This is a genomic window from Amycolatopsis roodepoortensis, assembly GCF_024628825.1.
Classification (GTDB): Bacteria; Actinomycetota; Actinomycetes; order Mycobacteriales; family Pseudonocardiaceae; genus Amycolatopsis; species Amycolatopsis roodepoortensis.
The window spans coordinates 6,558,767-6,585,634 of record NZ_CP102415.1; the positions used below are offsets into that span (position 1 = coordinate 6,558,767).

The following is a 26,868-nucleotide window of genomic DNA, read 5'->3' on the forward strand; positions in this document are numbered from 1 at the left end:
ATGGACGTCTACGAAAGGATGCTGCCGCCGAAGTCGTCGTCATCGTCGTCCTGCGTGCGGCGGCGGCGCGGGATCGGCTTCGGCTGAGGTGGGTTCTGGGGTGGGTTCGCCTGTGTGGACGGCGGCGGGGGCTCTTCCTCTTCCGGGCCGAAGCGGTGGTGCCGCTCGGGTTCCGGGGGTGCGAGGTTCTCCTCCGGCGGGGCCTCCGGGAAGGTGCTCTGCGCCTCCGCGATCACCCTGCTCGCCGTCTCGTCGGTGGTCCCGACTGTCTCGGCCATCGCCGCCTGCAGCAGCTCCGGGATCCGGGACTGCGCGAGCTGGACGAGGCGCATGACCTGCGACGAGACCTCCGCCATCCGTTTGCCGCTCGCGGCTTCGGAGATGACGAGGTTCTTGAGCAGGCCCTTCGAGTCGATCGTGACCTCGATGGTGTTGTCCTTCGACCGCTCGGTGACGGTCTGGCCCTGCATGCGTGCGGCCATCGCCTGATAGCGCTCGGCGGTCTCCTGGATCTGCTTCGTCCAGTTGTCCACCATGCGTTCGCTGGCGTCGACGTTGTCCGGCATCGGGACCCTTCCAAAAGCTGCATGCTGACGTCTTCACACTGACGGTCCGAAGGAGCCTTCGGTTCCGGAGTGCTCGAAGTTTAGTTCCCGTCCGGTGTACCACCCCGCGCCGACAAAGTCGGCCCCGTCACGCAGCGAAAGGGCCCCTCACCGCACGAAGTGCGATGAAGAGCCCTTTCACGCCCTGCGAACTGCCGGGGTCAGAGGTTGCCTCGGCGCTCCTGCTCACGCTCGATGGCCTCGAACAGGGCCTTGAAGTTGCCCTTGCCGAAACCGAGCGAACCGTGCCGCTCGATGAGCTCGTAGAACACCGTCGGGCGGTCGCCGATCGGCTTGGTGAAGATCTGCAGCAGGTAGCCGTCCTCGTCGCGGTCGACCAGGATGCGGTGCTCCTTGAGCTTCTCGATCGGCACCCGGACCTCGCCGATCCGCGCACGCAGCTCCGGGTCGTCGTAGTAGGAGTCCGGGGTGTCGAGGAACTCGACGCCCGCGGCGCGCATCGCCTTCACCGTCGCGACGATGTCGTTGGTGGCCAGCGCGATGTGCTGGCAGCCCGCGCCGCCGTAGAACTCGAGGTACTCGTCGATCTGCGACTTCTTCTTCGCGATCGCCGGCTCGTTGAGCGGGAACTTGACGCGGTGGTTGCCGTTGGAGACCACCTTGCTCATCAGCGCCGAGTACTCGGTCGCGATGTCGTCGCCGACGAACTCCGCCATGTTCACGAAGCCCATGACGCGGTGGTACCAGTCGACCCAGTAGTCCATCTTGCCGAGTTCGACGTTGCCGACGCAGTGGTCGACGGCCTGGAACAGCCGCTTCGGCGCGCCTTCCGGACGGACGACGCTGCTCTCGCGCGGCTCGTAGCCGGGCAGGTAGACGCCGGTGTACTTCGACCGGTCGATCAGCGTGTGGCGGGTCTCGCCGTAGGTCGCGATCGCGGCGATGCGCACGGTGCCGTGCTCGTCGGAGACGTCGTGCGGCTCCTCGAGGACGGTGGCGCCCTGCGAACGGGCGTGCTCGATGCACCGGTCGACGTCGGCGACCTCGAGCGCGAGGTCGATCACGCCGTCGCCGTGACGGCGGTGGTGGTCGAGCAGCGGGGAGTCGGGCTTGACGCCGCCGGTGATCACGAAGCGGGCCGAGCCCGACTTCAGCACGAACGACTTGCGCTCGAAGTTCCCGGTCTCGGGGCCGGAGTACGCGACGAGCCGCATGCCGAAAGCGACCTGGTAGAACCACGCGGTCTGCGTGGCGTTGCCCGCGATGAACACCACCGCGTCCATCGACTTCACCGGGAAGGGGTCGGTCGAAGAGTCGTGATCGACGAGGCCGACGAGCTGACGCAGCTGGTCGTAGCTCACGTCGTCAAGAGCACCCTGGGGTTCCACTGTGTGCGTCATGCCCTGAAGCATCCGAGCGCGTGACAAAATGCGCAACGGTCAAAGATTTCACTGCGCACTATGTCCAGTCGAGGGTCGGGTGACGCAGTCAAAGTGGACAACCTGTGTAGGAGGTAGGCCCGATGTCGGAAGCGCTCGACGCGCTGGACGCGCGGCTGCTGTTGTTGCTCACCGACTCGCCCCGGCTCGGCGTGCTCGAATGCGCCCGCCGTCTCGGCGTCGCGCGGGGCACCGTGCAGGCCAGGCTGGACCGGCTGACCGAACGCGGGATCCTCGGCGGGTTCCCGCCCGAACTCGACCTCGCGGCGATGGGATACGGCCTCACCGCGTTCGCCGTCCTGGAGATCGCGCAGGGCCGCCGGGCCGAGGTGGCGGAGGCGCTGGCCGCGATCGACGAGGTGTGCGAGGTCTACGCGACGACCGGTCAGGGCGACCTCTTCGTGCGCATGGTCGCGCGCAACAACGACGACCTGCAGCGCGTGGTGGACGAGGTGGTCGGCGCGCCGTACGTGCGGCGGACGTCGACGTCGATCGCGTTGTCGACGCCGGTTCCGCCGCGCGTACGGCCGCTGCTGGAACGGCTGGCGCGGAGCTAGCCGACGGGGCGCAGGCGGCTGACGTCGCGAAAGCCACTTTCGCGACGTCAGATGTCCCGAAAGTGGCTTTCGCGACACCGACGGAGTCGGTCGTGAGCGCCCCGGCCGGCGCGGAGCTAGCCCACCTGGCTCAGGTATCGCTTCGCCGACCGCTGGACCGCCTCGTGCCCGTCGGTCCGGATGATCGCGTCCCACCAGGCGCCGTAGATCGCCTCGAACTCGTACGGGTCGAGCATCTCGGCGGCGCGGCGGACGACCTCGGGACGTTCCGGGATCAGGTTCGGGTAGCTGTACATCATGCCGACGAAGCGGCGGTCGGGGATGACCTGCAGGATGTCGCCCGAGAGCACCGCGCCGCGGCCGTTCTCCCCGCCCGGCCAGTGCAGCACGGTCCCGCCGGCGAAATGCACGCCGAGGTTGATCAGCCGCAGGCCGGGGGCGACGTCGAGGGTCGAGCCGCTCCACAGCTTGATCGCCGGATCCGGCCTGCCGATCCACTGCCGGTCGCCCTCGTGCAGGTAGATGGGCGCGTCGAAGGCGTGGGCCCACTCGACCATGGTGGTGTAGTAGTGCGGGTGGCTGATCGCGATACCGGTGATCCCGCCGAGTTCGCGGACCTTCGCGACCAGATCGTCGTCGATGAAGCCCGCGCAGTCCCACAGGAAGTTGCCGGATTCGGCCTTGACCAGCAGCGCCCGCTCGCCGATGGCGAAGTTGGGCGTGGATCCGACCCCGATGAGGCCGGGTCCCTGCTCCTCGATACGAGCCGTGTACGTCCCGCTCGCGCGGACGGTGTTCAGATCGGTCCATCGTTGCCCGGCCTGCGGGACGTACTGACGTTCGTCCTCGCAGATCGGGCAGTCGGACCTGGGTTCCGCGTACTGCATGCCGCAGGCGACGCAGATCGGTAGCTCGCTCATCGTTCCCTCCAGAATTCTCCGGAGGTCACGCTAACGGCTCGTATGCGCGCCCGGCCATATCGGGGCCGGGCGCGCGGAGTGGCTCACTTGCCGGTGTACGGCACGGCCTTGACGAGCGTCACCTTCTGGATGCTGCCGTTGGGCAGCTCGTACTCGCGGGTCTCGCCCTCTTTGGCGCCGAGCAGCGCCTTGCCGAGGGGGGACTCCGGCGAGTAGACGTCGAGGTCGCCCTCGGTGCCCTCTTCGCGGGTCGCCAAGAGGAAGTTCTCGTCCTCGTCGTCACCGTCGTAACGCACGGTGAGGACCTTGCCCGGTCCGGCGCTGCCGTCGTTGGCGGGCGGCTCGCCCACCTTGGCCGAGCGGAGGAGCTCCTGGAGGTGGCGGATCCGGGCCTCGTGCTGGCCCTGCTCCTCGCGGGCGGCGTGGTAACCGCCGTTCTCCTTGAGGTCGCCCTCTTCCCGGCTGTCGTTGATCTTCGCAGCGATGACCGGGCGGAGCTCGATGTAATGGTCGAGTTCCTGCTTGAGCCTGTCGTAGGCATCCTGGGTCAGCCAGGTCACCTTTGTGTCGCTCACGGTCACCATCTCCTAGTAGGGCCTGCCAGGCTTGGGTGTACAAGCCGGCCACCGGACCGGCATGGCGCGCCGGCCTGGCTGAGATAAAGGAAAAACACGGCCCGTCTTGGGCCGTGCCGGTAGATCAGAGTAACACGGCGCGAGGCATCGCCGCCGGTGGAATTCGGTCGCGCCTCGGCGTTGGGCGCCCGTTTCACCCCGTTGGCCGCTATGGCCTTGACAGGTACCGTGGTACGTCGTATGAGCACCCGAAGATATCAGCCGTGACCGGCCTTCCGATGCTCTTGATGGTGGTCGTCACCCTGCTGTTCTTCGAACCAGGCTGAATCAGGACCTCTTTACGGCCGCTTTCGGCCCCCGCCTTGTCCCGGACCCGGACGACGCAGACGCCAGGGCGGTTCACATCGTCCCTGGTCACGTTGATCGTGATCTCCATCGCGTCGCCCGGCTTCTCGTCGAACGAGACGCGTTCGCCCTCGATGGGCGCGCTGCCGAAGTTCGTGTACGCGACATAGGCGATCCCGCCGCTGACCAGCAGCGCGACCACGCCGAACACCAGGCGCCGCCAGCGGGCGGGCTTCGCGGCGCGGGTCTTGCCGTAGCGGTCCTCGGGCACGTCCGTCCGGGTGCTTTCCGCGCTGGGAGCGTCCTGTCCCGTGCTCAACCCGGGCCTCCCGGTGGGTCTCGTCGTACTCGCAGGGACAATGGGGGTCGTATGCGAGTGGTTCCCCTCGAGTATCCGCGCCCGGCCGGGCGCGCCGTCAGGCAGGGTCGCAGGGGAATAGGGAACGAGAAGGGGACGTTCGGAGCATGGTGCCAGCCAATGAACCGCCGAAGTCACGCCTCCGCCTGATGGCGGTGCACGCGCACCCCGACGACGAGTCGAGCAAGGGTGCGGCCACGATGGCCAGGTACGCCGCCGAAGGGCACGAGGTCATGGTCGTGACCTGCACCGGCGGCGAAGCGGGCAGTGTGCTGAACCCGGCCATGGACCGTCCCGAGGTCGTGGCCAACATGACCGAGATCCGCCGGGAGGAGATGGCCCGCGCGGCCAAGATCCTCGGCGTGAGCCACACCTGGCTCGGGTTCATCGACTCGGGGCTGCCCGAGGGCGACCCGCTGCCCCCGGTCCCGGAGGGCTCATTCGCGGTCATCCCGCTGGAGGAGTCCACCGGTGCGCTGGTGAAGGTCATCCGCGAGTTCCGCCCGCACGTGATCGTCACCTACGACGAGAACGGCGGGTACCCGCACCCCGACCACATCCGTACGCACGAGATCTCGGTCGCTGCCTTCGACGCCGCGGGCGAGGCGGAGCGCTACCCGGACGCGGGCGAGCCGTGGCAGCCGATGAAGCTGTACTACGTGCACGGGTTCTCGCGCGCCAGGATGACCGTGTTCCACGAGGCGCTGCTCGAACGCGGCCTGGAGTCGCCGTACGAAGAGTGGCTCAAGTCGTGGGACCCGGAGAAGGCCGACGTCATGGAGCGGGTGACCACCCGCGTCGAATGCGGCGACTACTTCGAGCAGCGTGACGAGGCGCTCAAGGCGCACGCCACCCAGATCGACCCGAACAGCCGCTGGTTCGCCGTCCCGCGCGACCTGCAGCGCGAGGTCTGGCCGACCGAGGAGTACGAGCTGGTCCGCTCACTGGTGGACAGCACCCTGCCGGAGGATGATCTGTTCGCCGGCTTGAAGGAGGGCTGATGAGTTTCGTGGTGCCGGCGTTCGCCGTCATTCCGGTGACGGAGGCGTCGCAGTTCCTGGCGCAGCAGCCCGGCAACGGCGACAACGGCGGCCAAGGCGAGGACTTCGGCAAGTCGTCGCCGGTGGGTTTCCTGATCCTGATCCTGTTCCTGATCGCCGTCGCGTTGCTGGTGCGGTCGATGACCAAGCACCTGAAGCGAGTGCCGGAGAGCTTCGACGAGCCCGCCGCCGCTCCGGAGGCCGCTGAAGAGAAGGCGGACGCCGAGGAGCCGGTCGCGAAGACGGAGAAACCGAGCGCCAAGTCCGACTGACGCTCGTGAGTGGTAAGGACGGTTAGAACCGTCTTTGCCACTCACGAGCCGAAGCGCGTCAGAGGCGCGGGTCGACCGGATCCGACTCCAGCGCCAGCACGGCGAACACGCACTCGTGCACCCGCCACAGCGGCTCCCCGCGCGCCAGCCGCTCCAGCGCCTCCAGCCCCAGCGCGTATTCGCGCAGCGCCAGCGCCCGCTTCCGGTTGAGACCCCGCTTGCGAAGGCGCGAGAGGTTCTCCGGCAGCGTGTAGTCCGGCCCGTAGATGATCCGCAGGTACTCGCGCCCGCGCACCTTCACCCCCGGCTGTACCAGCCCGCGCGCGCCGCGCGTCAGGTTCGCCGCCGGTTTGACGACCATGCCCTCGCCGCCCGCGCCGGTCAGCTCCAGCCACCAGCCGACGCCGCGCGCCACCGACGCGGGATCCGTCGTGTCGACGGCCAGCGTCCGCGTGCGTGTGAACAGGTCACCGGTGAGCCGGTCCAGCAGCGAGAGATGCCACTCGTGCGGCCGGTCGTGGTACGCGTGTCCCTCCGACGCCAGGATCTGGAACGGCGCCAGCCGGACACCGTCGAGGCCGTCGGTCGGCCAGCAGTAACGCCGGTACGCCTGCCGGTACGCGTCCACAGTGGACTCACGAGTCCGGGTGCGGGCCAAGAGCTCCGACACGTCGACCCCGCGAGCCGCGGCCGCGTCCAGCGCGCCGGCGGCGGCGGGCAGAACGGCTTGGGCCGCCGCGCCGACGGCCGCGTACTGCCCGGAGATCAGCGACCCCGCCTTCGCGCTCCACGGCAGCAACTCCGTGTCCAGCAGCAGCCAGCCGGTGTCCAGTTCCCCGAACAGATCCGACGCCGCTTCCCGCACCCCGGCGATCAGCCGTGCGTTCTGCTCCGGCGTGAAGAACGGCCGTCCGGTGCGGGTGTACACCGCGCCCGGCCCCTGGATCCCGAACCGGGCGGGAGCGACGTCGTCGTCACGGCACACGAGCACGACGGCGCGCGAGCCCATGTGCTTCTCTTCGCACAGGACGTGGTCGACACCCGCGGCGCGGAACTCGGCGAAAGCCTCCTCGGGGTGTTCGAGGTAGCCGTCCGCCTCGGACGTCGAACACGGCGCCATCGTCGGCGGCAGGTACGGCAGCCAGCGCGGATCGACGGCGAAGCGGCTCATCACCTCGAGCGCCGCCGCCGACTGTTCGGCGGAGACACCGACCCGGCCGTGATGCCGCGTCTCGACGATCCGCTTCCCGGTGACGTCGCCCAGCTCCAGCACCGCCGGCTCGCGCCCGCCCAGCGGCCGCGCCGGTTCGAGCGGGCGTGACGGCTCGTACCAGACCTTCTTCGCCTTCACGGAGACGACTTCCCGCTCCGGGTAACGCAACGCGGTCAGCTTGCCGCCGAAGACACAGCCCGTGTCGAGACACATGGTCCCGTTGATCCACTCCGGTTCCAGTGTCGGCGTGTGTCCGTAAAGGACCATCGCCTTGCCGCGGTAGTCGCGTGCCCACGGCAGCCGCACCGGCAGGCCGTATTCGTCGGTCTCGCCGGTGGTGTCGCCGTACAGCGCGGTGCTGCGCACCCGGCCGGACGCGCGCCCGTGGAACTTCTCGGGCAGGCCGGCGTGCGCCACGACGAGCTTGCCGCCGTCGAGGACGTAGTGCGCGATGAGTCCTTCGCAGAAGGCGTGCGCCTTCGCGCGGAAGTCCTCGTCCTGCGCGGAAAGCTGTTCCAGCGACTCCGCGAGGCCGTGCGCCACCTTGACCTTGCGCCCGTTCAGCGCGCGGACCAGTTTCTGCTCGTGGTTCCCGCAGACGACCAGCGCGTTGCCCGCCTCGGCCATCGCCATCACCCGGCGCAGCACGCCCGGTGTGTCGGGGCCGCGGTCGACGAGGTCGCCGACGAACACCGCGGTCCGGCCCTCCGGGTGCACACCGTCGACGTAACCCAGTTCGGTGAGCAGTTCGTCCAGTTCCTCGCGGCAGCCGTGGACGTCGCCGATCACGTCGAACGGCCCGGTCAGCTCGCGGCGGTCGTTGCGCAGCGGCTCGACGACGATCTCCGCTTCGGCGACCTCGGCCTCACTCCGCAGCACATGTACACGGCGGAAACCCTCGCGCTCCAACGACTTCAGCGAGCGGTGCAGCTCGCCGCGCTGACGCCGGACGACGTGTTCGCCGAAGTCGCGGTCGGGCCTGGCCTCGTTGCGTTCGTGGCAGACCTTCACGGGCAGATCGAGCACGATCGCCGTCGGAAGGACGTCGTACTCCTTCGCGAGCTTCAACAGGCTCGCCCGCGACGCGCGCTGCACGTTCGTCGCGTCGATCACCGTGATCCGGCCCGCTTCGAGCCGCTTCGCCGCGACATAGTGGAGCACGTCGAAAGCCGCGGCCGACGCGCTCTGGTCGTTCTCGTCGTCGGCCACCAGGCCGCGGAAGTAGTCGCTGGACAGTACTTGGGTCGGCGCGAAATGCGTCCGCGCGAAGGTCGACTTGCCGGAGCCGGAGGCCCCGACGAGCACGACGAGGGACATGTCGGGAATGGTCAGTTTCATGCCACGGCCTCCTTCCGAGACGTGAAGACCGCCATTTGGGTCGGCGGTCCTGATTCCTGGGACTCCGGTCCCACCGGCAGGTGCCGGACGTCGTAGCCCTGTCGTGCCGCGACGCCGTCGGCCCACGAGCGGAACTGCTCGCGGGTCCACTCGAAACGGTGGTCCGCGTGCCGGAACCGGCCTTCTTCGAGGAACTCGAAGTGCCGGTTGTACTCGGCGTTCGGCGTCGTGACGAGCACGGTCCGCGGCGCGGCGACACCGAAGACGGCGTGCTCCAGCGCGGGCAGGCGCTCCTCGTCGACGTGCTCGATCACCTCCATCAGCACGGCCGCGTCGTAACCGGCCAGCGACGGATCCGCGTAGGTCAGCGCGGACTGCTTCAGGGTGATCCGCGACTTGTCCTTGAGTCGCTTCTCGGCGATGTCGAGCGCGCTCGCGGACACGTCGACGCCGACGATCTCGGTGAACGACGGCTCCTTCTCGAGCACGCGCAGCAGCGCGCCACCGCCACAGCCGAGGTCGAGCACGCGCCGCGCGCCCGCCGCCCGGAGCGCCGCGAGCACACTGCCCTGACGCTGGACGGCCAGCGGTTCGGGCCGGTCCGGCAGCTCGGTGACACGCGCTTCGGCCTCGGCGGGCACGTCGTCCGCCTCGGCAAGCCGGGCGAGCGCGTACGAGACGATCGGGCGGCGTCGTTCGAGATACCGGTTGGTGATCAGGTCCCGTTCCGGATGCTCCGCGAGCCAGCCCTCGCCGGCGCGCAGCAATTTGTCGGCCTCGTCCTGGCCGATCCAGTAGTGCTTGTCGCCGTCGAGGGCGGGCAGCAGGACGTACAGGTGCCGCAACGCGTCGACGACCCGCTGGGTCCCGGTCAGCCGGAGATCGACGTAGCGGGAATCACCCCACTGCGGGAACTCGGGGTCGAGCGGGATCGCCTTCGCTTCGACGTGCCAGCCGAGCGGCTCGAACAGCTTGTGGACCACCTCCGCGCCACCGCGCGCGGTCAGCGACGGGACGCGGATCTCCAACGGGAACCGCTCGTCGACCAGCTCCGGCCGGTTCGCGCACCGGCCCGCGAGCGCCGTGGTGAAGACCGCCCGCAGCGCCACCGCCAGATACGAGCCGCCCGCGTACGGCCGGTCGTTGACGTACTGGGTCAGCGACGTGCCACCGCCGCGCACGAGCTCGACCGGGTCGAGCTCGACCAGCAGCGCGACGGCGCAGCGCTCGCCGGACGCCTCGGGATAGAAGACGTGCGCCGTCCCGGCCGAGAGCGCGAAGGACTGCGCCTTCTCCGGATGTTTGTGCAGGAGAAAGCCGAGGTCGGTGGCGGGGTTCCGGGTGGTCGTCATGGTCAGGAGCACCGGAGGAGTGTCGCGCAGACGGCCGTTCTGCGCGCCCGCTTTTCCGCGTGCGACCCTGGTGACATGTCGAACCGCCTGAAGGCCGCGACCAGTCCGTACCTGCTGCAGCACGCCGACAACCCGGTGGACTGGTGGCCGTGGGGTGAGGAAGCGCTGGCCGAGGCGAAACGGCGGAACGTGCCGATCCTCCTTTCGGTCGGCTACGCGGCCTGCCACTGGTGTCACGTCATGGCGCACGAGTCCTTCGAGGACGAGGCCACCGCCACGCTGATGAACGCGAATTTCGTCAACATCAAGGTGGACCGCGAGGAGCGCCCGGACATCGACTCGGTGTACATGGCGGCCACCCAGGCGATGACGGGTCAGGGCGGCTGGCCGATGACGTGTTTCCTGACCCCGGACGGTGAACCGTTCCATTGCGGTACTTACTATCCGCCGTCACCGCGGCCGGGGATGCCGTCGTTCTCCCAGCTGCTCGTCGCCGTCGCCGAAGCCTGGGGTGAGCGGCCGGACGAGTTGCGCTCCGGTGCGCGGCAGATCATCGCCCACCTCACCGAGAAGAGCGGACCGCTGCCGGAGTCCGTTGTGGACGGTGCCGCGCTGGAGTCCGCGGTCGCCACGCTGCGCAAGGAGTACGACACCGGCAACGGCGGCTTCGGGGGAGCGCCGAAGTTCCCGCCCACGATGGCGTTGAACTTCCTGCTGCGCCATCACGAGCGCACCGGCTCCGGCCTCGACCTGGTCGAGCACACGGCCGAGGCCATGGCGCTGGGCGGCCTGAACGATCAGCTCGCGGGTGGCTTCGCGCGCTACTCGGTCGACGCGCGCTGGGAAGTGCCGCACTTCGAGAAGATGTTGTACGACAACGGTTTGCTGTTGCGGTTCTACGCGCAGTTCCACGGTGTGACCGGTTACGAGTACGCGCGGCGGACGGTCGAGGAGACCGCGGAGTTCCTGCTCCGCGACCTCGGCACGGCCGAAGGCGGTTTCGCCGCGTCGCTCGACGCGGACACCGAGGGCGTCGAGGGGCTGACCTACGTTTGGACTCCCGCGCAGCTGGCCGAAGTGCTCGGCGAGGAGGACGGCGCCTGGGCGGCCGGGCTGTTCCAGGTGACCGAACGGGGGAACTTCGAGCACGGCGCGTCGACCCTGCGGCTGCGTGAGCCGCATCCAGAGGACGAAACGCGTTATGAGCGCGTCCGTCGTGCGCTGCTGACGGCGCGAAACGAACGTCCGCAGCCCGCCCGTGACGACAAGGTCATCGCCGCGTGGAACGGGCTCGCCATCGGCGCGCTCGCCAAAGCGGGCGCGCGACTCGACCGTCCACAGTGGATCGAAGCGGCGGCCCGCGCGGCGGCTTTCCTGATGGACACCCATTTCGTCGGCGGACGGTTGCGCCGGACTTCACGCGGCGGCGTCGTCGGCACGACGGCCGGGGTGCTGGAGGACTACGCGTGCCTCGCCGAGGGTCTGCTCGAACTCCACCAGGCGACCGGCGAACCGCGCTGGCTCGCCGACGCGCTCACCTTGCTGGACCTCGCCTTGGCCCACTTCGGCATCCCGGAAGCGACGGGGGCCTACTACGACACCGCCGACGACGCGGAAGTCCTGGTGCAGCGGCCTTCCGACCCGACCGACAACGCGAGCCCTTCGGGGGCTTCGGCGCTGGCGAACGCGTTGCTGACGGCGTCCGTGCTGGCCGGGCACGACCGGGTCGGCCGCTATCGCGAGGCGGCCGAGCAGGCCCTGGCGCGGGCGGGACGGCTCGCCGCCCACGCGCCGCGGTTCGCCGGGCACTGGCTCACCGTCGCCGAGGCGGCCGCCGCCGGTCCGGTGCAGGTTGCGGTCGTCGGCCCGGACGCCGCTTCGCGCGCGGAGCTGCTGGCCGCCGCCCTCAGGTCGCTGCCGGACGGCGCCGTCGTCGTCAGCGGCATGCCGGACGCGGACGGAGTGCCGCTGCTGGCCGATCGGCCGCTGGTCGACGGTGCCGCCGCGGCGTACGTGTGCCGTGGGTACGTGTGCGATTGGCCCGTCACCAGCGCGGAGGAACTGCGCGCTCAGCTCACCAGTCCCACGCCATAGGGGCGTGACCACCGCCGGTCTGCGGAGCTCCGACCGGCTTCACCGCGACCTGCGGCGCCTTCGGCTTCGGTTTGGTCGTGGTGGTCTTCGTCGGCTTCGGCGGTTTCGTGGATGTCGGCGGCGTTCCGATGATGGTGAAGGCGCGGGAGGTCTTCGTGCCGTCCAAGCAGGTGAACGTCGCCGTGTACTTGCCCGGCGTCTTGCCTGCCTTGCCGTAGCCGGCGGACTTCCCCCAGTTGCCGCCGATCGTCCACTGGAGCGGCGCCGCGAACCCCGGCGACGTCACCGGGGTCGCCGGTCCGCAGCCGCCCATCGCGGCCTTCGTCTCGGCGTAGATCTGCCCGCCGGGTTCGACTTCGGTCGGACTCAAGAACCAGGACACGTCCTTGGCTTCCGCCGTCGCCGGCGCGACCACCGCCAGCTGGGCCGCTCCGAGCACGAGAGCGCCGATCATGGCCTTCTTCAGCATGAGGTTCCCCTTCCTCGTCGACTGCTGGTGGGAACACGTCCGCGCAGGTCATCAGGTTGCCCTGGGTTTCGCCGGGGGAGAACAAGCGTGATAAGCGGTTATTGCAGGCGTAGCGTCGGTAGCGTTGTAATCATGTAATCGCGGAGGCGAGCATGCACACCTACTTCAGGGCGGCGAGGCAGATGGGACGCGGAGGCTGGAAGGGCCGGGGCGGCTGGCAGCAGGCGGACATCCCGCCGGCGGACGACGCGGCCGCGTGGTTCGGCGGACGGCTCCCGGAGGGCTGGTTCACGGGAGATCCCGAGGTCACGGTGGATCGCGAGGAGATAGTCGTCGTCGGCGAGCTCCCGCCGCTCACCGGTGAGTACGCCGACGACGCCGCCCGTGCGGCGGCCGAAGACGGCCGGATCAGCCGGTTCCGCGAGGAGACCCGCGACGAGCGGATCGAGATCGCGCGCCAGGCGGAGCACCGGTATCAGCGCAAGGTCGCCTGGGGCGCGAGCCTCGGTGGCACAAGGCATCTGTTCACCACGCATTCGGCGCCGGTGATGACCAGGCTGCGGCAACCCGAACGCCTGGTCCTCGACACTCTCGTCGACGCGGGCGTCGCGCGGTCGCGGTCGGAGGCGCTCGCCTGGGCGGTCCGGCTGGTCGGGGAGCACGCGGACGCCTGGCTCGCCGAGCTGCGGGAGGCGATGACGAAGGTCGACGATCTCCGCTCACAGGGACCGGACCTTTCCTGAGCCCGGGGTCCGCCTTAGAGTCGGGATTCCGCCGTCTTCACCGAAGTCCTCTTGCGAAAGAAGGCGTCATGGACGGCAGAATCTCCCGGCGTTGGCTGATCAAGGGCGGTCTCGTGGTGGCCGCGAGCCCGCTGCTCGCGCCCACCGCCTCGGCGGCCCCCGCTCTCCCCTGGCCCGCGGCCAACGGCATCGTCGCGCGGACGAAACGGCCGGTCTTCCCGGACCGGACGTTCCCGATCCTCGGGTTCGGTGCCAAGGGTGACGGCAAGACCGACAACACCGCCGCGATCAAGAAGGCGATCGAGACGGCCAACGCGCGCGGCGGCGGGCACGTCGTCGTGCCGGAAGGCACCTTCGTCACCGGCGCCGTGTATCTCAAGAGCAACGTGGACCTGCACCTCGCGGCGGGCGCCGTGCTCGCCTTCGGTTCCGACGTCTCGAAGTTCCCGAACGTGCTCACCCGCTACGAGGGCATCGAGTGCGTCAACCGGTCGCCGATGATCTACGCGTACAAGGAATCCAACATCGCGGTGACCGGGAAGGGCACGCTCGACGCGGCGGGCACGGCGTCCTGGAACAAGGGCAAGGACCGTGAGTACCTGGAATCGCTGGTGGCGGCCGGCGTCCCGCCGGAGAAGCGGATCGTTCCCGGCTCCGGGCACGCGATGCGGTCCACGTTCGTCGAGCCGTACTCGTGCGACACCGTGCTCATCGAGGGCGTCACGCTGAAGAACCCGATGTTCTGGCAGCTGCATCCCACGCTTTGCCGGAACGTCACGATCGACGGCGTCCGCACGGACGCGAGCACCGCGCGCTCCAACACCGACGCCTGCGATCCGGAGTCCTGCGACCACGTGGTGATCGTGAACTCCCACCTCGGGGCGCACGACGACAACGTCGCGCTCAAAGCGGGCCGGGACGACGACGGGCGCCGCGTCGGCGTGCCGTGCCGGAACATCGTCGTCGCGAACTGCGTGATGGACGGCAACTGGGGCGCGATCACCTGCGGCAGCGAGCAGACCGGCGGCATCCGCGACGTCTACGCGTACGACCTCACCGTCACCGGCGAAACGAAATACGGGCTGTACGTCAAGTCGAACACCCTGCGCGGCGGGTTCACCGAGAACGTCAACCTCCACGGTGTCTCCGGCACGTTCGCCCGCTCGGTCGCGTACGTCCTGCCGGATTACAACGGACAGACCGGCGCGCACGTCCCGCGGTTCGGGCCGTTCACCATCAGCGACTCCGCGAGCACGAGCTGCGGGCAGGCGGCGTTCAACGTCCGAGGGTTGCCCAACTCACACGTTCGGGGGCTACGGGTGAGCGATTGCCGCTTCGACGGCGTCGCGAACACGGCAAACGTCCTGAAACACGTCGATGACCTGCGGTTCGAGAACACGACGATCAACGGGCGGCCGGTCTGATTCGGGCTGCGCCCCCCGATGCGGTGCGGCAGGCTGAACGCAGACCGCACCGCATCGGAGGAATCGTGGACACACCAGGACTTCCCGCGAAGATCGACCCGGACGCGCTGACCACCGTCCTCGATGGACGGTGGGCCGAACTCCGCCGCGCGGTGCGCGCGCAGATGGCGGCGGAGGATTTCAAGGATCCCGTCGACCTCGACGTCGAAGCGCACCGTGCCCAGGTGCTCGAATGGCTGCGGCTGCTCGCCCGCACCGACCGTCCGGGGCTCGGCTTCGACCCGGCGTACGGCGGTGGCGGCGACGTCGGCGGCTCGGTGATGTCGTTCGAGATGCTGGGCTTCGGCGATCTCTCGCTCATGGTCAAGGCCGGCGTCCAATGGGGCCTGTTCGGTGGCGCGGTGCAGTTGCTCGGCACGGAACGCCACCACGAGCGCTATCTGCGCAAGATCAAGGATCTGGAGCTGCTGGGCTGTTTCGCGATGACCGAGCACGGCCACGGCTCGGACGTCCAGCACCTCCGCACCACCGCGACCTACGACCCGGCGACGCGCGAGTTCGTCGTGCACACGCCGGACCGGGGCGCGATGAAGGAGTACATCGGCAACGCCGCCCGCGACGGCGAACTCGCGGTGGTGTTCGCGCAGCTGATCACCGGTGGTGAGTCGCGCGGCGTGCACGCGTTCCTGGTGCCGATCCGCGGCGACGGCGCGAGCGGCGTCGAGATCGAGGACTGCGGCCGCAAGGCGGGCCTCAACGGCGTCGACAACGGGCGGCTCACTTTCACTCAGGTGAGGGTTCCGCGGGAGGCACTGCTCAACCGGTTCGGTGACGTCGCCGAGGACGGCACGTACACGAGCCCGATCGAGAGCGACGGCCGCCGGTTCTTCACGATGCTCGGCACGCTCATCCGGGGCCGGGTCAGTGTCGCGGGCAGCGCCGGCAGCGCGACGAAACGCGCGCTCGCCCTGGCCGTCCGGTACGGCGAGCAGCGGCGGCAGTTCGCGCGGCCCGACGGCGAGGAGGTCGTGATCCTCGACTACCGCGCCCACCAGCGGAAACTGCTGCCCGCGCTGGCGACGTCGTACGCGCTGCACTTCGCGCAGGAAGCGCTCGTCTCGAAGCTGAACGACATCGCCGAGGACGCGCCGGAAGAGGAGCAGCGCGAGCTGGAATCACGCGCCGCGGGCATCAAGGCCGTCTCGACCTGGCATGCGACCGCGACCATCCAGGCCGCCCGCGAGGCGTGCGGCGGCTCCGGCTATCTCTCGGAGAACCTGCTCGCCGGGCTGAAAGCCGACACGGACGTCTTCACCACCTTCGAGGGTGACAACACCGTGCTGCTGCAACTGGTCGCGAAGGGCCTGCTGACCAGCTACAAGGATCATTTCGAGGACCTCAGCCCGCTCGCGACCGCACGGTTCGTGGCGGAGCAGTTCGTCGAGGCCGTGATCGAACGGACGTCCGCGCGCAAGGTCGTCGAGCGGCTCACCGAGGCCGACGACGGCGATGTCCTCTACTCGCGCGAATGGCACCTGAAGCTGTTCGAAGACCGCGAAGAGCACGTACTCGGCGGTGTCGCGCAGCGTCTGCGTAAGGCGGCCTCGGACCCCTTCGGCGTCTTTAACGACGCGCAGGACCACGTGCTGCGCGCCGGACGTGTGCACGTCGACCGCATCGTGCTCGAAGCGTTCATCGACGCCATCGAGCGCTGCGCCGACGGCGAAGCCCGCGAGCTGCTGGAGCGGGTCTGCGACCTCTACGCGCTCGCGAACATCGAGGCGGACCGGGGCTGGTTCCTCGAACACGGGCGCCTGACCTCGGGGCGTTCGAAGGCCGTCACCGCCGCGGTCAACGCGTTGTGCGCCGACCTGCGCCCGCACGCGCGGACCCTCGTGGACGCCTTCGCCATCCCCGAGCAGTACCTGGCGGCTCCGATGCTGCGGGACTGACCGCGTCAAGCGATGTCGAGGGCCGTTCCATAGAGTCTGTCGGCTTTGAGGGTGATGTAGAGCCTTCGCTCCGCGGCGATGGTCTCCAGGAACTCGGCCTCGTCTTCGGGCTTCTGCCGCTGTGCGGCGAGATACTCGAGGCCCGCCGCGTCGCCCGGTGTCCGCGTGACTTCGGAAAGTTCGGCTTTCCCTTCCACGACGGCGAATTTCCAGTGGTCGGCGCTGGAGACGTAGAGCGATGCGGTCGGGTTGTTGCGGATCTGCTTGACCTTGAGCCGGTCTTCGGTCGTGCTCACCCGGACCTCGCGGCTCTCGGGATCCCAGGTGTAGACGACGGTGGAGAGATGCGGGCGGCCGTCGCGCTTGAGGGTCGCGAGGGCGCCGAAGGTGTGCTGTGCGAGGAAGTCGCTGAGGGCCGCGTCGTCGAGGCGGCGGGGCGGTGCGTTCTTGGCCATGGAGCGATCATGGCGCTCCGGTCGAGGCGCCGGAAGAAGGCACTTTCTTGTGCCAGAGGGAACACGCGTGTGTCCGACCTGGTCACGCCGGTGCCGCACTCGTGATCAGAGGCGTAACTCGCGTGATTGGAGACGTAACTCGCGTGATCAGGCGCGCCACACGTGAGTTACGTGTCCAAACACGTGAGTTACGCGCCTGATCACGCGAGTTACGCGTACATCGCCAGCCAGATCGCGATGTAGTGCGAGACCGCGGCGAGAACCGTGCAGGCGTGGAAGTACTCGTGGTACCCGAAGGTGTCCGGGAAGTGGTTCGGCCACTTCACCGCGTAGAACACCGCGCCCAGCGTGTAGAACAGGCCACCGACGCAGAGCAGGACGAGCGCCGCGACGCCGGCGTGCGTGGCCAGCTCCGGCAGGACGAAGACGGCGACCCAGCCCAGCGCGATGTAGATCGGCACCCCGAGCCAGCGTGGCGCGTTCGGCCACAGCATCTTCAGGGTGACGCCGCCGATCGCGCCGCTCCACACGATCGCGAGCACGATGTACCCGGTCGGCTGGGACATGGCCAGAAGGGTGAACGGCGTGTAGGTGCCGGCGATGAACAGGAAGATCATCGAATGGTCGGCGCGCTTCATCCATTCGTATGCTCGTGGGCTCCACAAGCGACGGTGGTACAGCGCGCTGACGCCGAAGACGCCGAGGACGGTCAAGCCGTAGACCGAAGTGGACAAAGCGGCAATACCGGACACTGTGGACGCCGCGAGGCTGATGAGGGTCGCCGCTCCGGCGACAGCGCCGAAGAAGGACCAGAAGTGGATGTGCCCACGCAACCGAGGACGCGTGTCCACCACGGGCGTGGGGCCGGACGGCTGGGGTTCGGTCACTACGCTCACTCACCCAGGTTACGGCACCGTAGGTTTTTCGCCAGTGTCCGTGGCGCGTCCCACTGAGGCTCGCGAGGTGACTAGTCTCCACTGGCGTGAGTCTTCGGTCCTTCTTGTCAGACGTCGTGTACAGCGCCTACGGCAGGCGCCTGATCCAGCAGGCCAAGGGGCGCCATCCACGCCATATCGCCATCATGCTGGACGGCAACCGCCGCTGGGCGCGCGAAGCGGGCTTCACCGACGTCGCCGACGGGCACCGCGCGGGCGCCAAGAAGATCGCCGACTTCCTTAGCTGGTGCAACGAGGCCGACGTCGAGGTCGTCACCATGTGGCTGCTTTCGACGGACAACCTCGGCCGCGCGGCGGAGGAACTGAGCCCGCTGCTGAAGATCATCACCGACGTCACCGACGAGCTCGCCGCGCCGCACACGCCCTGGCGGCTCCGCATCGTGGGAGCGCTCGACCTGCTGCCCCCGGAGGTCGCGAAGGCCCTCAGCGCGGCCGCGGAGCGCACCGAGGGGCGCACCGGGATGGAGGTCAACGTCGCGGTCGGTTACGGAGGGCGTCAGGAGATCGCCGACGCGGTCCGCAAACTCCTGCTCCAGCACGCCGACGAAGGCACCTCGATCCGCGAGCTCGCGAAGATATTGGACGTCGACCACATATCCGAACACATGTACACCTCGGGCCAGCCGGATCCGGATCTGATTATCCGCACCTCGGGTGAGCAGCGGCTTTCCGGATTTCTGCTCTGGCAATCGGCGCATTCGGAATTCTGGTTCACCGAAGCTTATTGGCCCGCGTTCCGCCGAGTCGATTTCCTGCGGGCGATGCGCGATTACGCGTGGCGGCACCGGCGCTTCGGTTCCTGACCCCGGACATGACGAAGGCCCCGGCGTGCACTCCGGGGCCTTCGACGTCTCACACCGGGATCAGTGGTGGTGGTGCTCCAGCGAGTGGGCCAGCAGCGCGGGGGTCAGGACAACACCCGTGTAGGCACCGGCGACCAGGGAAGCGGCACCGTAGCCCAGCGCCCCGCCGCCCTCGATGAACGTGTTGTAGGCGTCGCCGAACGTGGGGTCCGGGGTGCCCGAGGTCTCACCGGTGGCGGCGAACGCGGTCCCGCCGACCATCATGATGCCCGCGGCGACGGCGGAAACGAAACCAGCCTTCTTCAGCACTTCGCACTCCTAAGTAGATGATGTTCAGGGATCGGGGGCACCGAATCCGGTGGGGGTGTCCCGCAGTGAGAAAATTACTCGCTATTCAGGATTTGTGACCGTCTCGTAAGCCCATTGTGTGAGCCGGAAAAGGCGCGTTTCACTCGGTCCGGTTCTCTGTCTCGGGCACAAAATGCGTCCTGCGACGATGCGTGGTAGAACCCGCCGCCTCATCAGGTGAACGCCCTGCGTCGCGTTAATCGATCCGGGTCACGTCGTCGAGCGTCCCTGAATGGAGATCATCACTACACACCGTGATGGTGACCAGGCGTTGATGTCATGCGACCGACAGTGAGATGACGGTTTGGCGAATCACCGTGGTGGCTGCCTGCGCGATCGGCCGGACGCAGGTACCTTCCGGAAGTGAGGGTTCGCGTCCCATGCGGACTCTCGCGGGAGGCCCTGGTCGTGGCGGTTGTCGACAGGGCGGCACAGCCGCCCAGTGGATGCACGAGGGGGCCGGCACCCGGCCCTCGCGGCCGTGCCGACTGACGTCGCAAGACGTCGGAAGGAACGGTCAGCCAGGGAGGTGCCCGGCCCAGCGAGTGCGGGCGTGGTGCCACGCCCACGAGGGAGATGCCGTCGTGACTGCGCAGCGTTCACCCCGCAAGGCCTCTGGCCGTTCTTCGACCGGTGCCTCTGGCCCGGAGAAAGCCTCGATCTCGCCCGAATCCCAGCGGTCCACTTACGTGCTCGACACGTCGGTCCTGCTCTCTGACCCCTGGTCGGTGACTCGTTTCGCCGAACACGCGGTCGTGCTCCCGCTGGTCGTCATCAGTGAACTGGAGGCGAAACGTCACCATCCCGAACTGGGGTGGTTCGCGCGCGAAGCGCTCCGCATGCTCGACGACCTGCGTCGTCAGCACGGCAGGCTCGACGCGCCGATCCCGATCGGTGAGCACGGCGGCACCCTGCAGGTGGAGTTGAACCACTCCGACCCCACGGTGCTCCCGGTCGGCTTCCGCACCGACTCCAACGACCACCGCATCCTCGCCTGCGCGCTCAACCTGGCGGCGGAACGCGCGTCGGTCACGCTGGTGACCAAGGACATCCCCCTGCGCGTCAAGGCGGGCGCCGTCGGCCTCGAAGCCGACGAGTACCGCGCGCAGGAGGTGACGCCCTCGGGCTGGACGGGTATGGCGGACGTGGACGTCCCGCAGACCCTGGTCGACGCGCTGTTCAGCGGGTCTTCCGTGGATCCGGCGGAATTCGGGATGCCGGAGGTCGGGGAACTGCCCTGTCACACCGGTTTGCGGCTGCTCGCGGGCAGTTCGAGCGCACTGGGGCGGGTCACCGCGGACAAGCGGATCCGGCTCGTCCGGGGTGACAAGGAGGCGTTCGGGCTGCACGGCCGGTCGGCCGAGCAGCGGGTGGCGCTGGATCTCCTGCTGGACTCCGACGTCGGCATCGTCTCGCTGGGCGGACGAGCGGGCACGGGCAAGTCGGCGCTCGCGCTCTGCGCGGGGCTGGAGTCGGTGATGGAACGCCGCCAGCACCGCAAGGTCGTCGTGTTCCGGCCGGTGTACGCGGTCGGCGGCCAGGATCTGGGTTACCTGCCCGGTTCCGAGAGCGAGAAGATGCAGCCGTGGGCGCAGGCGGTGTTCGACACCCTCGGCGGGCTGGTCAGCCAGGACGTCCTCGACGAGGTCTTCGACCGTGGCATGCTCGAGGTGCTCCCGCTGACCCATATCCGCGGCCGCTCGCTGCACGACACGTTCGTCATCGTCGACGAGGCGCAGTCCCTGGAGCGCAACGTGCTCCTGACCGTGCTCTCACGGCTCGGCACGGCTTCGCGGGTCGTGCTCACGCATGACGTCGCGCAGCGCGACAACCTGCGGGTCGGGCGGCACGACGGCGTTTCGGCGGTGATCGAGAAACTCAAGGGTCACCCGCTGTTCGCGCATGTCACGCTGACCCGCTCCGAGCGTTCGCCGATCGCGGCGCTCGTCACGGAAATGCTGGAGGATCACGGATAACCCGGAGCCAGGGGAGTCCACTTGGGACAGTCCCGAGTGGACTCCCCTGAGGTTCACCAGCCGGACGGCAGCGGACGTCCTTCCGCGAAACCGGCGGCGGACTGGATGCCGAGCAGCGCGCGCTCGTGGAACTCCTCCAGCGTGCGCGCGCCCGCGTACGTGCAGGCGGAGCGGACGCCGGAGCCGATGGAGTCGAGCAGGTCTTCGACGCCGGGGCGAGCCGGGTCCAGCGCCATCCGCGACGCGGAGATGCCCTCTTCGAACAGGCCCTTCTTGGCGCGCTCGAAGACGTTGTCCGTGCGCGTGCGGGCGCCGACGGCGCGCTTCGACGCCATGCCGAACGACTCCTTGTACGGCTTGCCCTGCTCGTCGTAGCGCAGGTCGCCGGGGGATTCGTGGGTGCCGGCGAACCAGGAGCCGACCATCGCCGCCGACGCGCCCGCGGCCAGCGCGAGCGCGACGTCGCGCGGATGCCGCACGCCGCCGTCCGCCCACACGTGTTTGCCCAGCTCACGCGCCGCGGCCGCGCATTCGGCGACGGCGGAGAACTGCGGACGCCCGACGCCGGTCATCATCCGGGTCGTGCACATGGCGCCGGGGCCGACGCCGACCTTGACGACGTCCGCGCCCGCGTGGATCAGGTCGCGCGTGCCCTCGGCGGTGACCACGTTCCCGGCGACGACCGGGACCCGCGGGTTCACCGACCGGACGGCCTTCAGCGCGGAGATCATCTTCTCCTGGTGGCCGTGCGCGGTGTCGACGACCAGCACGTCGACGCCCGCCGCGAGGACGGCCTCGGCCTTCGCCGCGACGTCGCCGTTCACGCCGATCGCCGCGGCGACGCGCAGGTGGCCGCCGTCGTCGACGGCCGGGGTGTAGATCTCCGCGCGCAGCGCCGCGATCTCGGTCAGGACGCCGGCGAGCCTGCCGTTTTCGTCGATGCCGAGCGCGAGACGGCCGCCGTGGTCGTGCAGGCGCTCGAACACCTCGCGCGGCGGCGTGTCCAGCGGAACCGTGACGACCGCGGGCTCCGCGACGTCGGCGAGGCGCGCGAAGCGGTCTACGCCGGCGCAAGCCGCTTCGTCGACGACGCCGACGGGCTTGCCGTCCTCGTCCACGACGACGACGGCGCCGTGGGCACGTTTGCCGACCAGGTTCAGCGCGTCGGCCACCGCGTCTCCGCCGGTCAGCACGAGCGGGGTGTCCCAGACGGTGTGACGGCTCTTGACCCAGGTGACGATGTCGGCGACCGCGGCCACGTCGACATCCTGGGGGAGGACGACGAGCCCACCGCGCCGGGCGACCGTTTCGGCCATCCGGCGGCCCGCGACGGCGGTCATGTTGGCCACCACGATCGGGATCGTCGCGCCGGTACCGTCCACAGTGGACAGGTCGACGTCGAAACGGGACTCCACGTCCGACCGGTTCGGCAGGAGGAACACGTCGTCGTAGGTCAGGTCGTGAGCGGGCCGGTGCCCGTCGAGAAAGCGCACGAGAGCCCAGGATACCCGCGTGGGACAATGACGGCATGACCGACCGGGACCGTGACGAAGCCGGACGAGCCCGTAACGCGCGCCCGCGGGACGGTCTCGGCAGGCCGCTCCCGTACGGCGCCGACGGTGTCGAACGGCAGCCCGAGGGCATCGAACGCAGCCCCGAGGACACCGTTTCCGAGGCGCAGCGCCTGCTCGACGCGGGCCGTCCGTTCCACGCGCACGAGGTGTTCGAGGACGCGTGGAAATCCACCGACGGCCCGGAGCGGGAGCTGTGGCGCGGGCTCGCGCAGCTCGCCGTGGGCCTGACCCACGCGGCCAGGGGGAACGGGAACGGAGCGGCGTCGCTGCTGGAGCGCGGCGCCGAGAACATCGAGCCGTTCCGCGAAGCCCGGCCGCATGGGATCGACATCCCGGGCTTGCAGGCCTGGGCGCGGAAGATGGCCGAAGAGGCGAAGGCGCGCGTGCGGGTGGAGCCGGTCGCGCCGCGCTTACTCGGCCAGTAGCGCCGAACCCGAGCGGTACAGCTCGATCAGCAGCGGCCGCAGTTCCAGGCCGGCCGGGGTGAGTCGATAGCTGGTCCGGCTCGGGAAGCCCGGCAGCTCCTCGCGGACGGCGAGGCGTCGCGCGGTCAGGTCACCGAGGCGTTCTGTCAGCACCTTCGCGGACAGGGCGGGTAATGCCGCGCGTAGGTCGCTGAAGGATCGAGGACCGCCCATCAGCTCCCGAAGGACCAGTGTCGTCCAGCGGCCCGAGATCGCGGCGAGCGCGACCTCGACGGGACAGTCCGGCTCCGGCCGCCGCGTGCGGCCGCGCGCGTCGGGGACGAGTTCGCGGTCGAAGGTTTCCGTTTGGTGACCTGCTTCGCGGTCGGTTTCGCTGTCCGCATGACGCATTCGTCCAGTGTGCCGCTGACCGCCGACGCCGCCGAACATCCCTTCGTCTTCCAAGCCGCCTTCAACACCGGATCCGCCGAAATCCTCGACACGGTCTACGAGCCCGACGCCGTGTTCGTCCGCCGGGACGGCGTGCGGGTGAGCGGCGCGGAACGCCGGGCCGCGAACGGCGGGATCCTCGCGCTCGGGCAGCCCATCAAGGTCACTCCGCGTCAGGTGCACGTGGCCGGTGACCTGGCGTTACTGATCGTCGACTGGGTCATCGAGGGCCACCTCGCCGCGACGGCCACCGACGTCGCGAGGCGTGGTGAGGACGGGCTTTGGCGCTACGTGATCGACAACCCCTTCGGTGTCGGCGCACCTTGAGTACTCGACATACCGCGAGTATGTTACTTCGAGTAGGGATACTGTCCAGTAGGTAACGGTGGGAGGAGGCGCGGATGAGCGAGCCCAAGGAACTGCTGGCCGAACCGCTGAAACTGCGGTGCGGCGCGATCCTGCCGAACCGGCTGGCCAAGGCCGCGCTCAGCGAGCAGCTCGGCGATCGCCGCAACCGGCCGACCGCCGAGCTGGCCGAGTTGTACCGGACGTGGTCGCGAGGCGGCGCCGGGACGCTCATCACCGGCAACGTCATGGTCGATCCGACCGCGCTGGGCGAACCACGCAACGTCGCGGTGCCCCGGGAGCCGGACGCGACCGCGTTCGAGCCGTGGGCGCGGTCGGCGGACGGGACCGAGAGCCGGGTGTGGGTCCAGCTCAACCATCCCGGCAGGCAGAGCCCGCGTTTCCTGTCCCGTCAGCCGGTCGCGCCGTCGGCGGTGCCCTTCGGCGATCGCGGCATCCGCTCGGTGTTCGCGACGCCGCGGGCGCTGACCGCCGGCGAGATCGAAGCGATCATCGAACGGTTCGGCGTGGCCGCGCGGACCGTCGTCGACGCCGGGTTCGCCGGGGTCCAGATCCACGGGGCGCACGGTTATCTCGTCTCGCAGTTCCTGTCGCCGCTGACCAACCGGCGTACCGACGGCTGGGGCGGTGACGCGCTCCGCCGGCGCCGGTTCCTGCTGGAAGTGGTCGCCCGCGTGCGCGCGGAGGTCGGCGACTCGGTGCCGATCGCGGTCAAACTCAACAGCGCGGACTTCCAGCGCGGCGGCTTCAGCGAGGAGGAATCGCTCGAAGTCGTCCGAGAACTGGGTGAAGCGGGGATCGACCTGCTGGAAGTCTCCGGCGGCACCTACGAGAAGGCCGCCATGATGGGGTCGGCCAAGGCGAGCACTCTCAGCCGTGAGGCTTATTTCCTCGACTACGCCGCGAAGGCGCGGAAGGTCTCCGACGTCGCGCTGATGGTCACCGGCGGCTTCACCAGTGCGCGAGGAATGGCGGAGGCGCTGAGCTCCGGCGCGCTGGACGTCATCGGCCTCGGCAGGCCGCTGATCGTCGACCCGGCACTGCCCGGGCGGCTCCTGGACGGCAAGGACGTCCGCGCGCGGCGCACGGCGCCGAAGACCGGCCTCCGGCTGGCCGACAGCCTGCTCGAGATCCAGTGGCACACCCAGCAGATGCACCGGGTGGCCGCCGGGAAACCGGTGGACCCGCGGCTCGGCGCGGTACGGACGCTAGTACGTGCCGGCGTCGCGGATCCGCTCAACGCTTTCCGGCGGGTCCGGGGCTAAGTAGTCGTCGGTGTCATCGCGGCGGCTGAAGGTGCGGTCGAAGCCGACCGCGGCCGCCGCGAGACCGATGAACAGCACCCCGATCAGCACGCAGTTGAACGCGACACCGCCGTAGCTGTTGATGCCCGGATCGACGAACGGGTACGGGTAGAACCCGATGATCGCGCCGCGCACCAGCGTGACCGCGAGCCAGACCAGCGGATACAGCAGCGACCACCACAGGACCCGCCACGACAGCTGGCCGCGCGGCCCGAACAGCAGCCAGCCCGCGACGCACATCAACGGCGACACCTTGTGCAGCATCGTGTCGGCGAACACCGCCCAGCCGTGCAGTTCGTAGAGATCGGCGAGCGCGACCTGGAAGACGACGCCCGTCACGGTGATGCCGACGAGACCGGTGAGCCGCAGCACGCCGAACAGCGTCGACCGGCCCGCGACACCGAGCGCGAGCAGCAGGCTGCCGGCGCCGACCAGGATGTTCGAGTCGATGGTGAAGAAGGCCAGCAGGTTGGCCACCCGCCCGGCCGGGGTGTGGAAGACGCCGCCGGTCGTGCCCGCGGAGACCGGGATCTGCGCGGCGAGCCCGGCGATCACCACCAGCGCGGTCAGGCCGAACCAGGCGCGCGCGATCTTGGAAGCCTGCATTCGCCCACTTTATGGGTGATCGGGTGAGGACGTCCCGTCACCACCGTGCGCCGCCACTCGATCGGGGGCGGGATGCCGCCGGGTCTTCCCGCCCATCGGGTCATATCGTGGGAAACGATGGACGTCGAGCGGACGCCCGGACGCCGCGGACGGGTCGCGCGGGGTCCGGCGGAGGACAGCGGACCCGTCGCCGAGTTCGCGCGGCGGCTGTGGGAGCTGAAACGGGCCGCCGGTGACCCTTCCTACGACCGCATGCGCGACGAGTACGGCGCGCTCGCGTCGAAATCCGCGCTTTCGGCCGCCGCCCGCGGTGAGCGGCTGCCCAGCTGGGAGACGACCTGGGAGTTCGTCCGCGTGCTGGCCGCCGGGGTGCTCGGCGGTGACGAGGACGAGGTCCGCCACGAATGGCGCGGTGAATGGGAACGCGCGCGGGACGCGGTGACCGCCGGACCGGGACCGGTCGCCGTGAAGCCGCGCCGGACGGCGTTCCTCCTCGCCGGAGCCGTGGCGATCGTCCTGGTCGCGGCGCTGGTGTTCGTCTTCGCCGCGCCGTTCGGTGCCGAGCCCGCCGCCCCGGCCGGCGACGCGTCGGAATTCGTCGCCGATGTGACCGTGCCGGACGGCAGCGAGGTCGCGGCGGGCTCGACCTTCGTGAAGACGTGGGAATTCCGCAACGCGGGAACGGTCGGATGGATCGGCCGTTATCTGGTCCGTGCCGGATCGTTCGGGAATCCCGGCGAGTGCGGCACGCCCGATCGCGTGCCCGTGCCGCAGACTGCGCCCGGCGAGCGGGTGCGCGTCTCCGTCGAGGTGCGTGCGCCTGACGCGCCCGGGCATTGCCAGGTGTACTGGAAGATGGCCGACGAACAGGGGCGGATCCTGCTGCCGAACACCCGTGCGGTGTTCTTCTCGGTCCGCGTCATTTGACCATCCGGGCCGATGGCCAAAGCGCTGACCTGCGTGGACAGT

Annotated in this window: 27 protein-coding genes; 13 read left to right on the forward strand and 14 right to left on the reverse strand. The window is 69.3% G+C overall.

The genetic code is table 11. The annotated features are described in order from the left end of the window. Positions 1-8: 8 nt before the first annotated feature. Together NQK81_RS31435 and hppD are read right to left on the reverse strand one after the other, a co-directional pair. A complete protein-coding gene (locus tag NQK81_RS31435) occupies positions 9-566 on the reverse strand; it encodes a YbaB/EbfC family nucleoid-associated protein (protein ID WP_257484384.1) in 558 nt (185 codons plus the stop codon). Positions 567-766: 200 nt separating this feature from the next. After that, positions 767-1,966, reverse strand: a complete 1,200-nt coding sequence (gene hppD / locus NQK81_RS31440) for a 4-hydroxyphenylpyruvate dioxygenase (protein WP_126737517.1) — start codon at positions 1,964-1,966, stop codon at positions 767-769. 122 nt (positions 1,967-2,088) lie between these two features. On the opposite strand from hppD, the gene NQK81_RS31445 reads away from it, so the two are divergent. Further along, positions 2,089-2,562 carry an Lrp/AsnC family transcriptional regulator gene (locus NQK81_RS31445; RefSeq protein WP_126737516.1) on the forward strand — a complete coding sequence of 158 codons (474 nt, stop codon included), beginning with the start codon at positions 2,089-2,091 and terminating at the stop codon, positions 2,560-2,562. 116 nt (positions 2,563-2,678) lie between these two features. Here NQK81_RS31445 and NQK81_RS31450 read toward each other — a convergent pair whose 3' ends face one another. From NQK81_RS31450 to NQK81_RS31460, 3 genes are all read right to left on the reverse strand, one after another. Beyond that, the gene (locus NQK81_RS31450; RefSeq protein ID WP_126737515.1) at positions 2,679-3,482 is read right to left on the reverse strand and encodes an MBL fold metallo-hydrolase; all 804 of its coding nucleotides are present in this window, start codon (positions 3,480-3,482) and stop codon (positions 2,679-2,681) included. An 83-nt stretch (positions 3,483-3,565) separates the two neighbouring features. Next, positions 3,566-4,066 carry a transcription elongation factor GreA gene (greA, locus tag NQK81_RS31455; protein WP_016337198.1) on the reverse strand — a complete coding sequence of 167 codons (501 nt, stop codon included), beginning with the start codon at positions 4,064-4,066 and terminating at the stop codon, positions 3,566-3,568. 199 nt (positions 4,067-4,265) lie between these two features. Continuing rightward, the gene (locus tag NQK81_RS31460; protein WP_034305436.1) at positions 4,266-4,721 is read right to left on the reverse strand and encodes a DUF4307 domain-containing protein; all 456 of its coding nucleotides are present in this window, start codon (positions 4,719-4,721) and stop codon (positions 4,266-4,268) included. Between the two features lie 146 nt (positions 4,722-4,867). On the opposite strand from NQK81_RS31460, the gene mca reads away from it, so the two are divergent. Both mca and NQK81_RS31470 read left to right on the forward strand, forming a co-directional pair. Continuing rightward, entirely contained in the window at positions 4,868-5,761 is an 894-nt protein-coding gene (gene mca / locus NQK81_RS31465) for a mycothiol conjugate amidase Mca (protein WP_126737513.1), read from the forward strand. After that, a complete protein-coding gene (locus tag NQK81_RS31470) occupies positions 5,761-6,072 on the forward strand; it encodes a hypothetical protein (RefSeq protein WP_126737512.1) in 312 nt (103 codons plus the stop codon). Before mca ends, NQK81_RS31470 begins: the two co-directional genes overlap by 1 nt. A 58-nt stretch (positions 6,073-6,130) precedes the next feature. On the opposite strand, the gene NQK81_RS31475 is transcribed toward NQK81_RS31470, so the two are convergent. Both NQK81_RS31475 and NQK81_RS31480 read right to left on the reverse strand, forming a co-directional pair. Next, a complete protein-coding gene (locus tag NQK81_RS31475; RefSeq protein ID WP_257484385.1) occupies positions 6,131-8,623 on the reverse strand; it encodes a polynucleotide kinase-phosphatase in 2,493 nt (830 codons plus the stop codon). Beyond that, positions 8,620-9,987, reverse strand: coding sequence for a 3' terminal RNA ribose 2'-O-methyltransferase Hen1 (locus NQK81_RS31480; RefSeq protein WP_126737510.1), 1,368 nt, complete (start codon positions 9,985-9,987; stop codon positions 8,620-8,622). Before NQK81_RS31480 ends, NQK81_RS31475 begins: the two co-directional genes overlap by 4 nt. Positions 9,988-10,050: 63 nt before the next feature. Here NQK81_RS31480 and NQK81_RS31485 point away from each other — a divergent pair, with 63 nt between their 5' ends. Further along, positions 10,051-12,069, forward strand: a complete 2,019-nt coding sequence (locus NQK81_RS31485; RefSeq protein WP_257484386.1) for a thioredoxin domain-containing protein — start codon at positions 10,051-10,053, stop codon at positions 12,067-12,069. Here the strand turns inward: NQK81_RS31485 and NQK81_RS31490 are convergent. Further along, positions 12,050-12,538, reverse strand: a complete 489-nt coding sequence (locus NQK81_RS31490; protein ID WP_192743457.1) for a hypothetical protein — start codon at positions 12,536-12,538, stop codon at positions 12,050-12,052. The genes NQK81_RS31485 and NQK81_RS31490 overlap by 20 nt on opposite strands. A 182-nt stretch (positions 12,539-12,720) precedes the next feature. On the opposite strand from NQK81_RS31490, the gene abmR reads away from it, so the two are divergent. From abmR to NQK81_RS31505, 3 genes are all read left to right on the forward strand, one after another. Beyond that, complete coding sequence (abmR, locus tag NQK81_RS31495) at positions 12,721-13,281, forward strand: ATP-binding transcription factor AbmR (RefSeq protein ID WP_257489884.1); 561 nt, start codon at positions 12,721-12,723, stop codon at positions 13,279-13,281. A 68-nt stretch (positions 13,282-13,349) separates the two neighbouring features. Beyond that, positions 13,350-14,705: a glycoside hydrolase family 28 protein gene (locus NQK81_RS31500; protein ID WP_257484387.1), complete on the forward strand. Its 1,356-nt coding sequence runs from the start codon at positions 13,350-13,352 to the stop codon at positions 14,703-14,705. 65 nt (positions 14,706-14,770) lie between these two features. Next, entirely contained in the window at positions 14,771-16,657 is a 1,887-nt protein-coding gene (locus NQK81_RS31505; RefSeq protein WP_257484388.1) for an acyl-CoA dehydrogenase family protein, read from the forward strand. A 5-nt stretch (positions 16,658-16,662) separates the two neighbouring features. Here the strand turns inward: NQK81_RS31505 and NQK81_RS31510 are convergent, their stop codons facing one another. Together NQK81_RS31510 and trhA are read right to left on the reverse strand one after the other, a co-directional pair. Then, positions 16,663-17,112 carry a pyridoxamine 5'-phosphate oxidase family protein gene (locus NQK81_RS31510; protein ID WP_126737505.1) on the reverse strand — a complete coding sequence of 150 codons (450 nt, stop codon included), beginning with the start codon at positions 17,110-17,112 and terminating at the stop codon, positions 16,663-16,665. 209 nt (positions 17,113-17,321) lie between these two features. Continuing rightward, the gene (gene trhA / locus NQK81_RS31515; RefSeq protein WP_257489885.1) at positions 17,322-17,963 is read right to left on the reverse strand and encodes a PAQR family membrane homeostasis protein TrhA; all 642 of its coding nucleotides are present in this window, start codon (positions 17,961-17,963) and stop codon (positions 17,322-17,324) included. Between the two features lie 131 nt (positions 17,964-18,094). Here trhA and NQK81_RS31520 point away from each other — a divergent pair, with 131 nt between their 5' ends. Then, positions 18,095-18,871: an isoprenyl transferase gene (locus NQK81_RS31520; RefSeq protein WP_061986121.1), complete on the forward strand. Its 777-nt coding sequence runs from the start codon at positions 18,095-18,097 to the stop codon at positions 18,869-18,871. Between the two features lie 60 nt (positions 18,872-18,931). Here NQK81_RS31520 and NQK81_RS31525 read toward each other — a convergent pair whose 3' ends face one another. Then, positions 18,932-19,180: a hypothetical protein gene (locus tag NQK81_RS31525; RefSeq protein WP_257484389.1), complete on the reverse strand. Its 249-nt coding sequence runs from the start codon at positions 19,178-19,180 to the stop codon at positions 18,932-18,934. A 728-nt stretch (positions 19,181-19,908) separates the two neighbouring features. Between NQK81_RS31525 and phoH2 the strand changes: the two genes are divergently transcribed. Further along, positions 19,909-21,195: an RNA 5'-3' helicase PhoH2 gene (gene phoH2, locus NQK81_RS31530; RefSeq protein ID WP_126737523.1), complete on the forward strand. Its 1,287-nt coding sequence runs from the start codon at positions 19,909-19,911 to the stop codon at positions 21,193-21,195. Between the two features lie 53 nt (positions 21,196-21,248). On the opposite strand, the gene guaB1 is transcribed toward phoH2, so the two are convergent. Then, complete coding sequence (guaB1, locus tag NQK81_RS31535) at positions 21,249-22,688, reverse strand: GMP reductase (RefSeq protein ID WP_257484390.1); 1,440 nt, start codon at positions 22,686-22,688, stop codon at positions 21,249-21,251. Between the two features lie 35 nt (positions 22,689-22,723). Between guaB1 and NQK81_RS31540 the strand changes: the two genes are divergently transcribed. Then, a complete protein-coding gene (locus NQK81_RS31540) occupies positions 22,724-23,194 on the forward strand; it encodes a DUF309 domain-containing protein (RefSeq protein WP_257484391.1) in 471 nt (156 codons plus the stop codon). On the opposite strand, the gene NQK81_RS31545 is transcribed toward NQK81_RS31540, so the two are convergent. Then, positions 23,180-23,584, reverse strand: a complete 405-nt coding sequence (locus NQK81_RS31545) for a winged helix-turn-helix transcriptional regulator (RefSeq protein WP_257484392.1) — start codon at positions 23,582-23,584, stop codon at positions 23,180-23,182. The two genes, NQK81_RS31540 and NQK81_RS31545, sit on opposite strands and share 15 nt — an antisense overlap. Between NQK81_RS31545 and NQK81_RS31550 the strand changes: the two genes are divergently transcribed. Beyond that, positions 23,576-23,950 carry a YybH family protein gene (locus NQK81_RS31550; protein WP_257484393.1) on the forward strand — a complete coding sequence of 125 codons (375 nt, stop codon included), beginning with the start codon at positions 23,576-23,578 and terminating at the stop codon, positions 23,948-23,950. The genes NQK81_RS31545 and NQK81_RS31550 overlap by 9 nt on opposite strands. 74 nt (positions 23,951-24,024) lie before the next feature. Continuing rightward, the gene (locus tag NQK81_RS31555; RefSeq protein ID WP_257484394.1) at positions 24,025-25,254 is read left to right on the forward strand and encodes an NADH:flavin oxidoreductase/NADH oxidase family protein; all 1,230 of its coding nucleotides are present in this window, start codon (positions 24,025-24,027) and stop codon (positions 25,252-25,254) included. Here the strand turns inward: NQK81_RS31555 and NQK81_RS31560 are convergent. Further along, the gene (locus tag NQK81_RS31560; protein WP_126737498.1) at positions 25,198-25,899 is read right to left on the reverse strand and encodes a Pr6Pr family membrane protein; all 702 of its coding nucleotides are present in this window, start codon (positions 25,897-25,899) and stop codon (positions 25,198-25,200) included. The genes NQK81_RS31555 and NQK81_RS31560 overlap by 57 nt on opposite strands. A gap of 117 nt (positions 25,900-26,016) precedes the next feature. Between NQK81_RS31560 and NQK81_RS31565 the strand changes: the two genes are divergently transcribed. After that, positions 26,017-26,826, forward strand: coding sequence for an NBR1-Ig-like domain-containing protein (locus tag NQK81_RS31565; protein WP_257484395.1), 810 nt, complete (start codon positions 26,017-26,019; stop codon positions 26,824-26,826). The last annotated feature ends 42 nt before the right edge of the window (positions 26,827-26,868 follow it).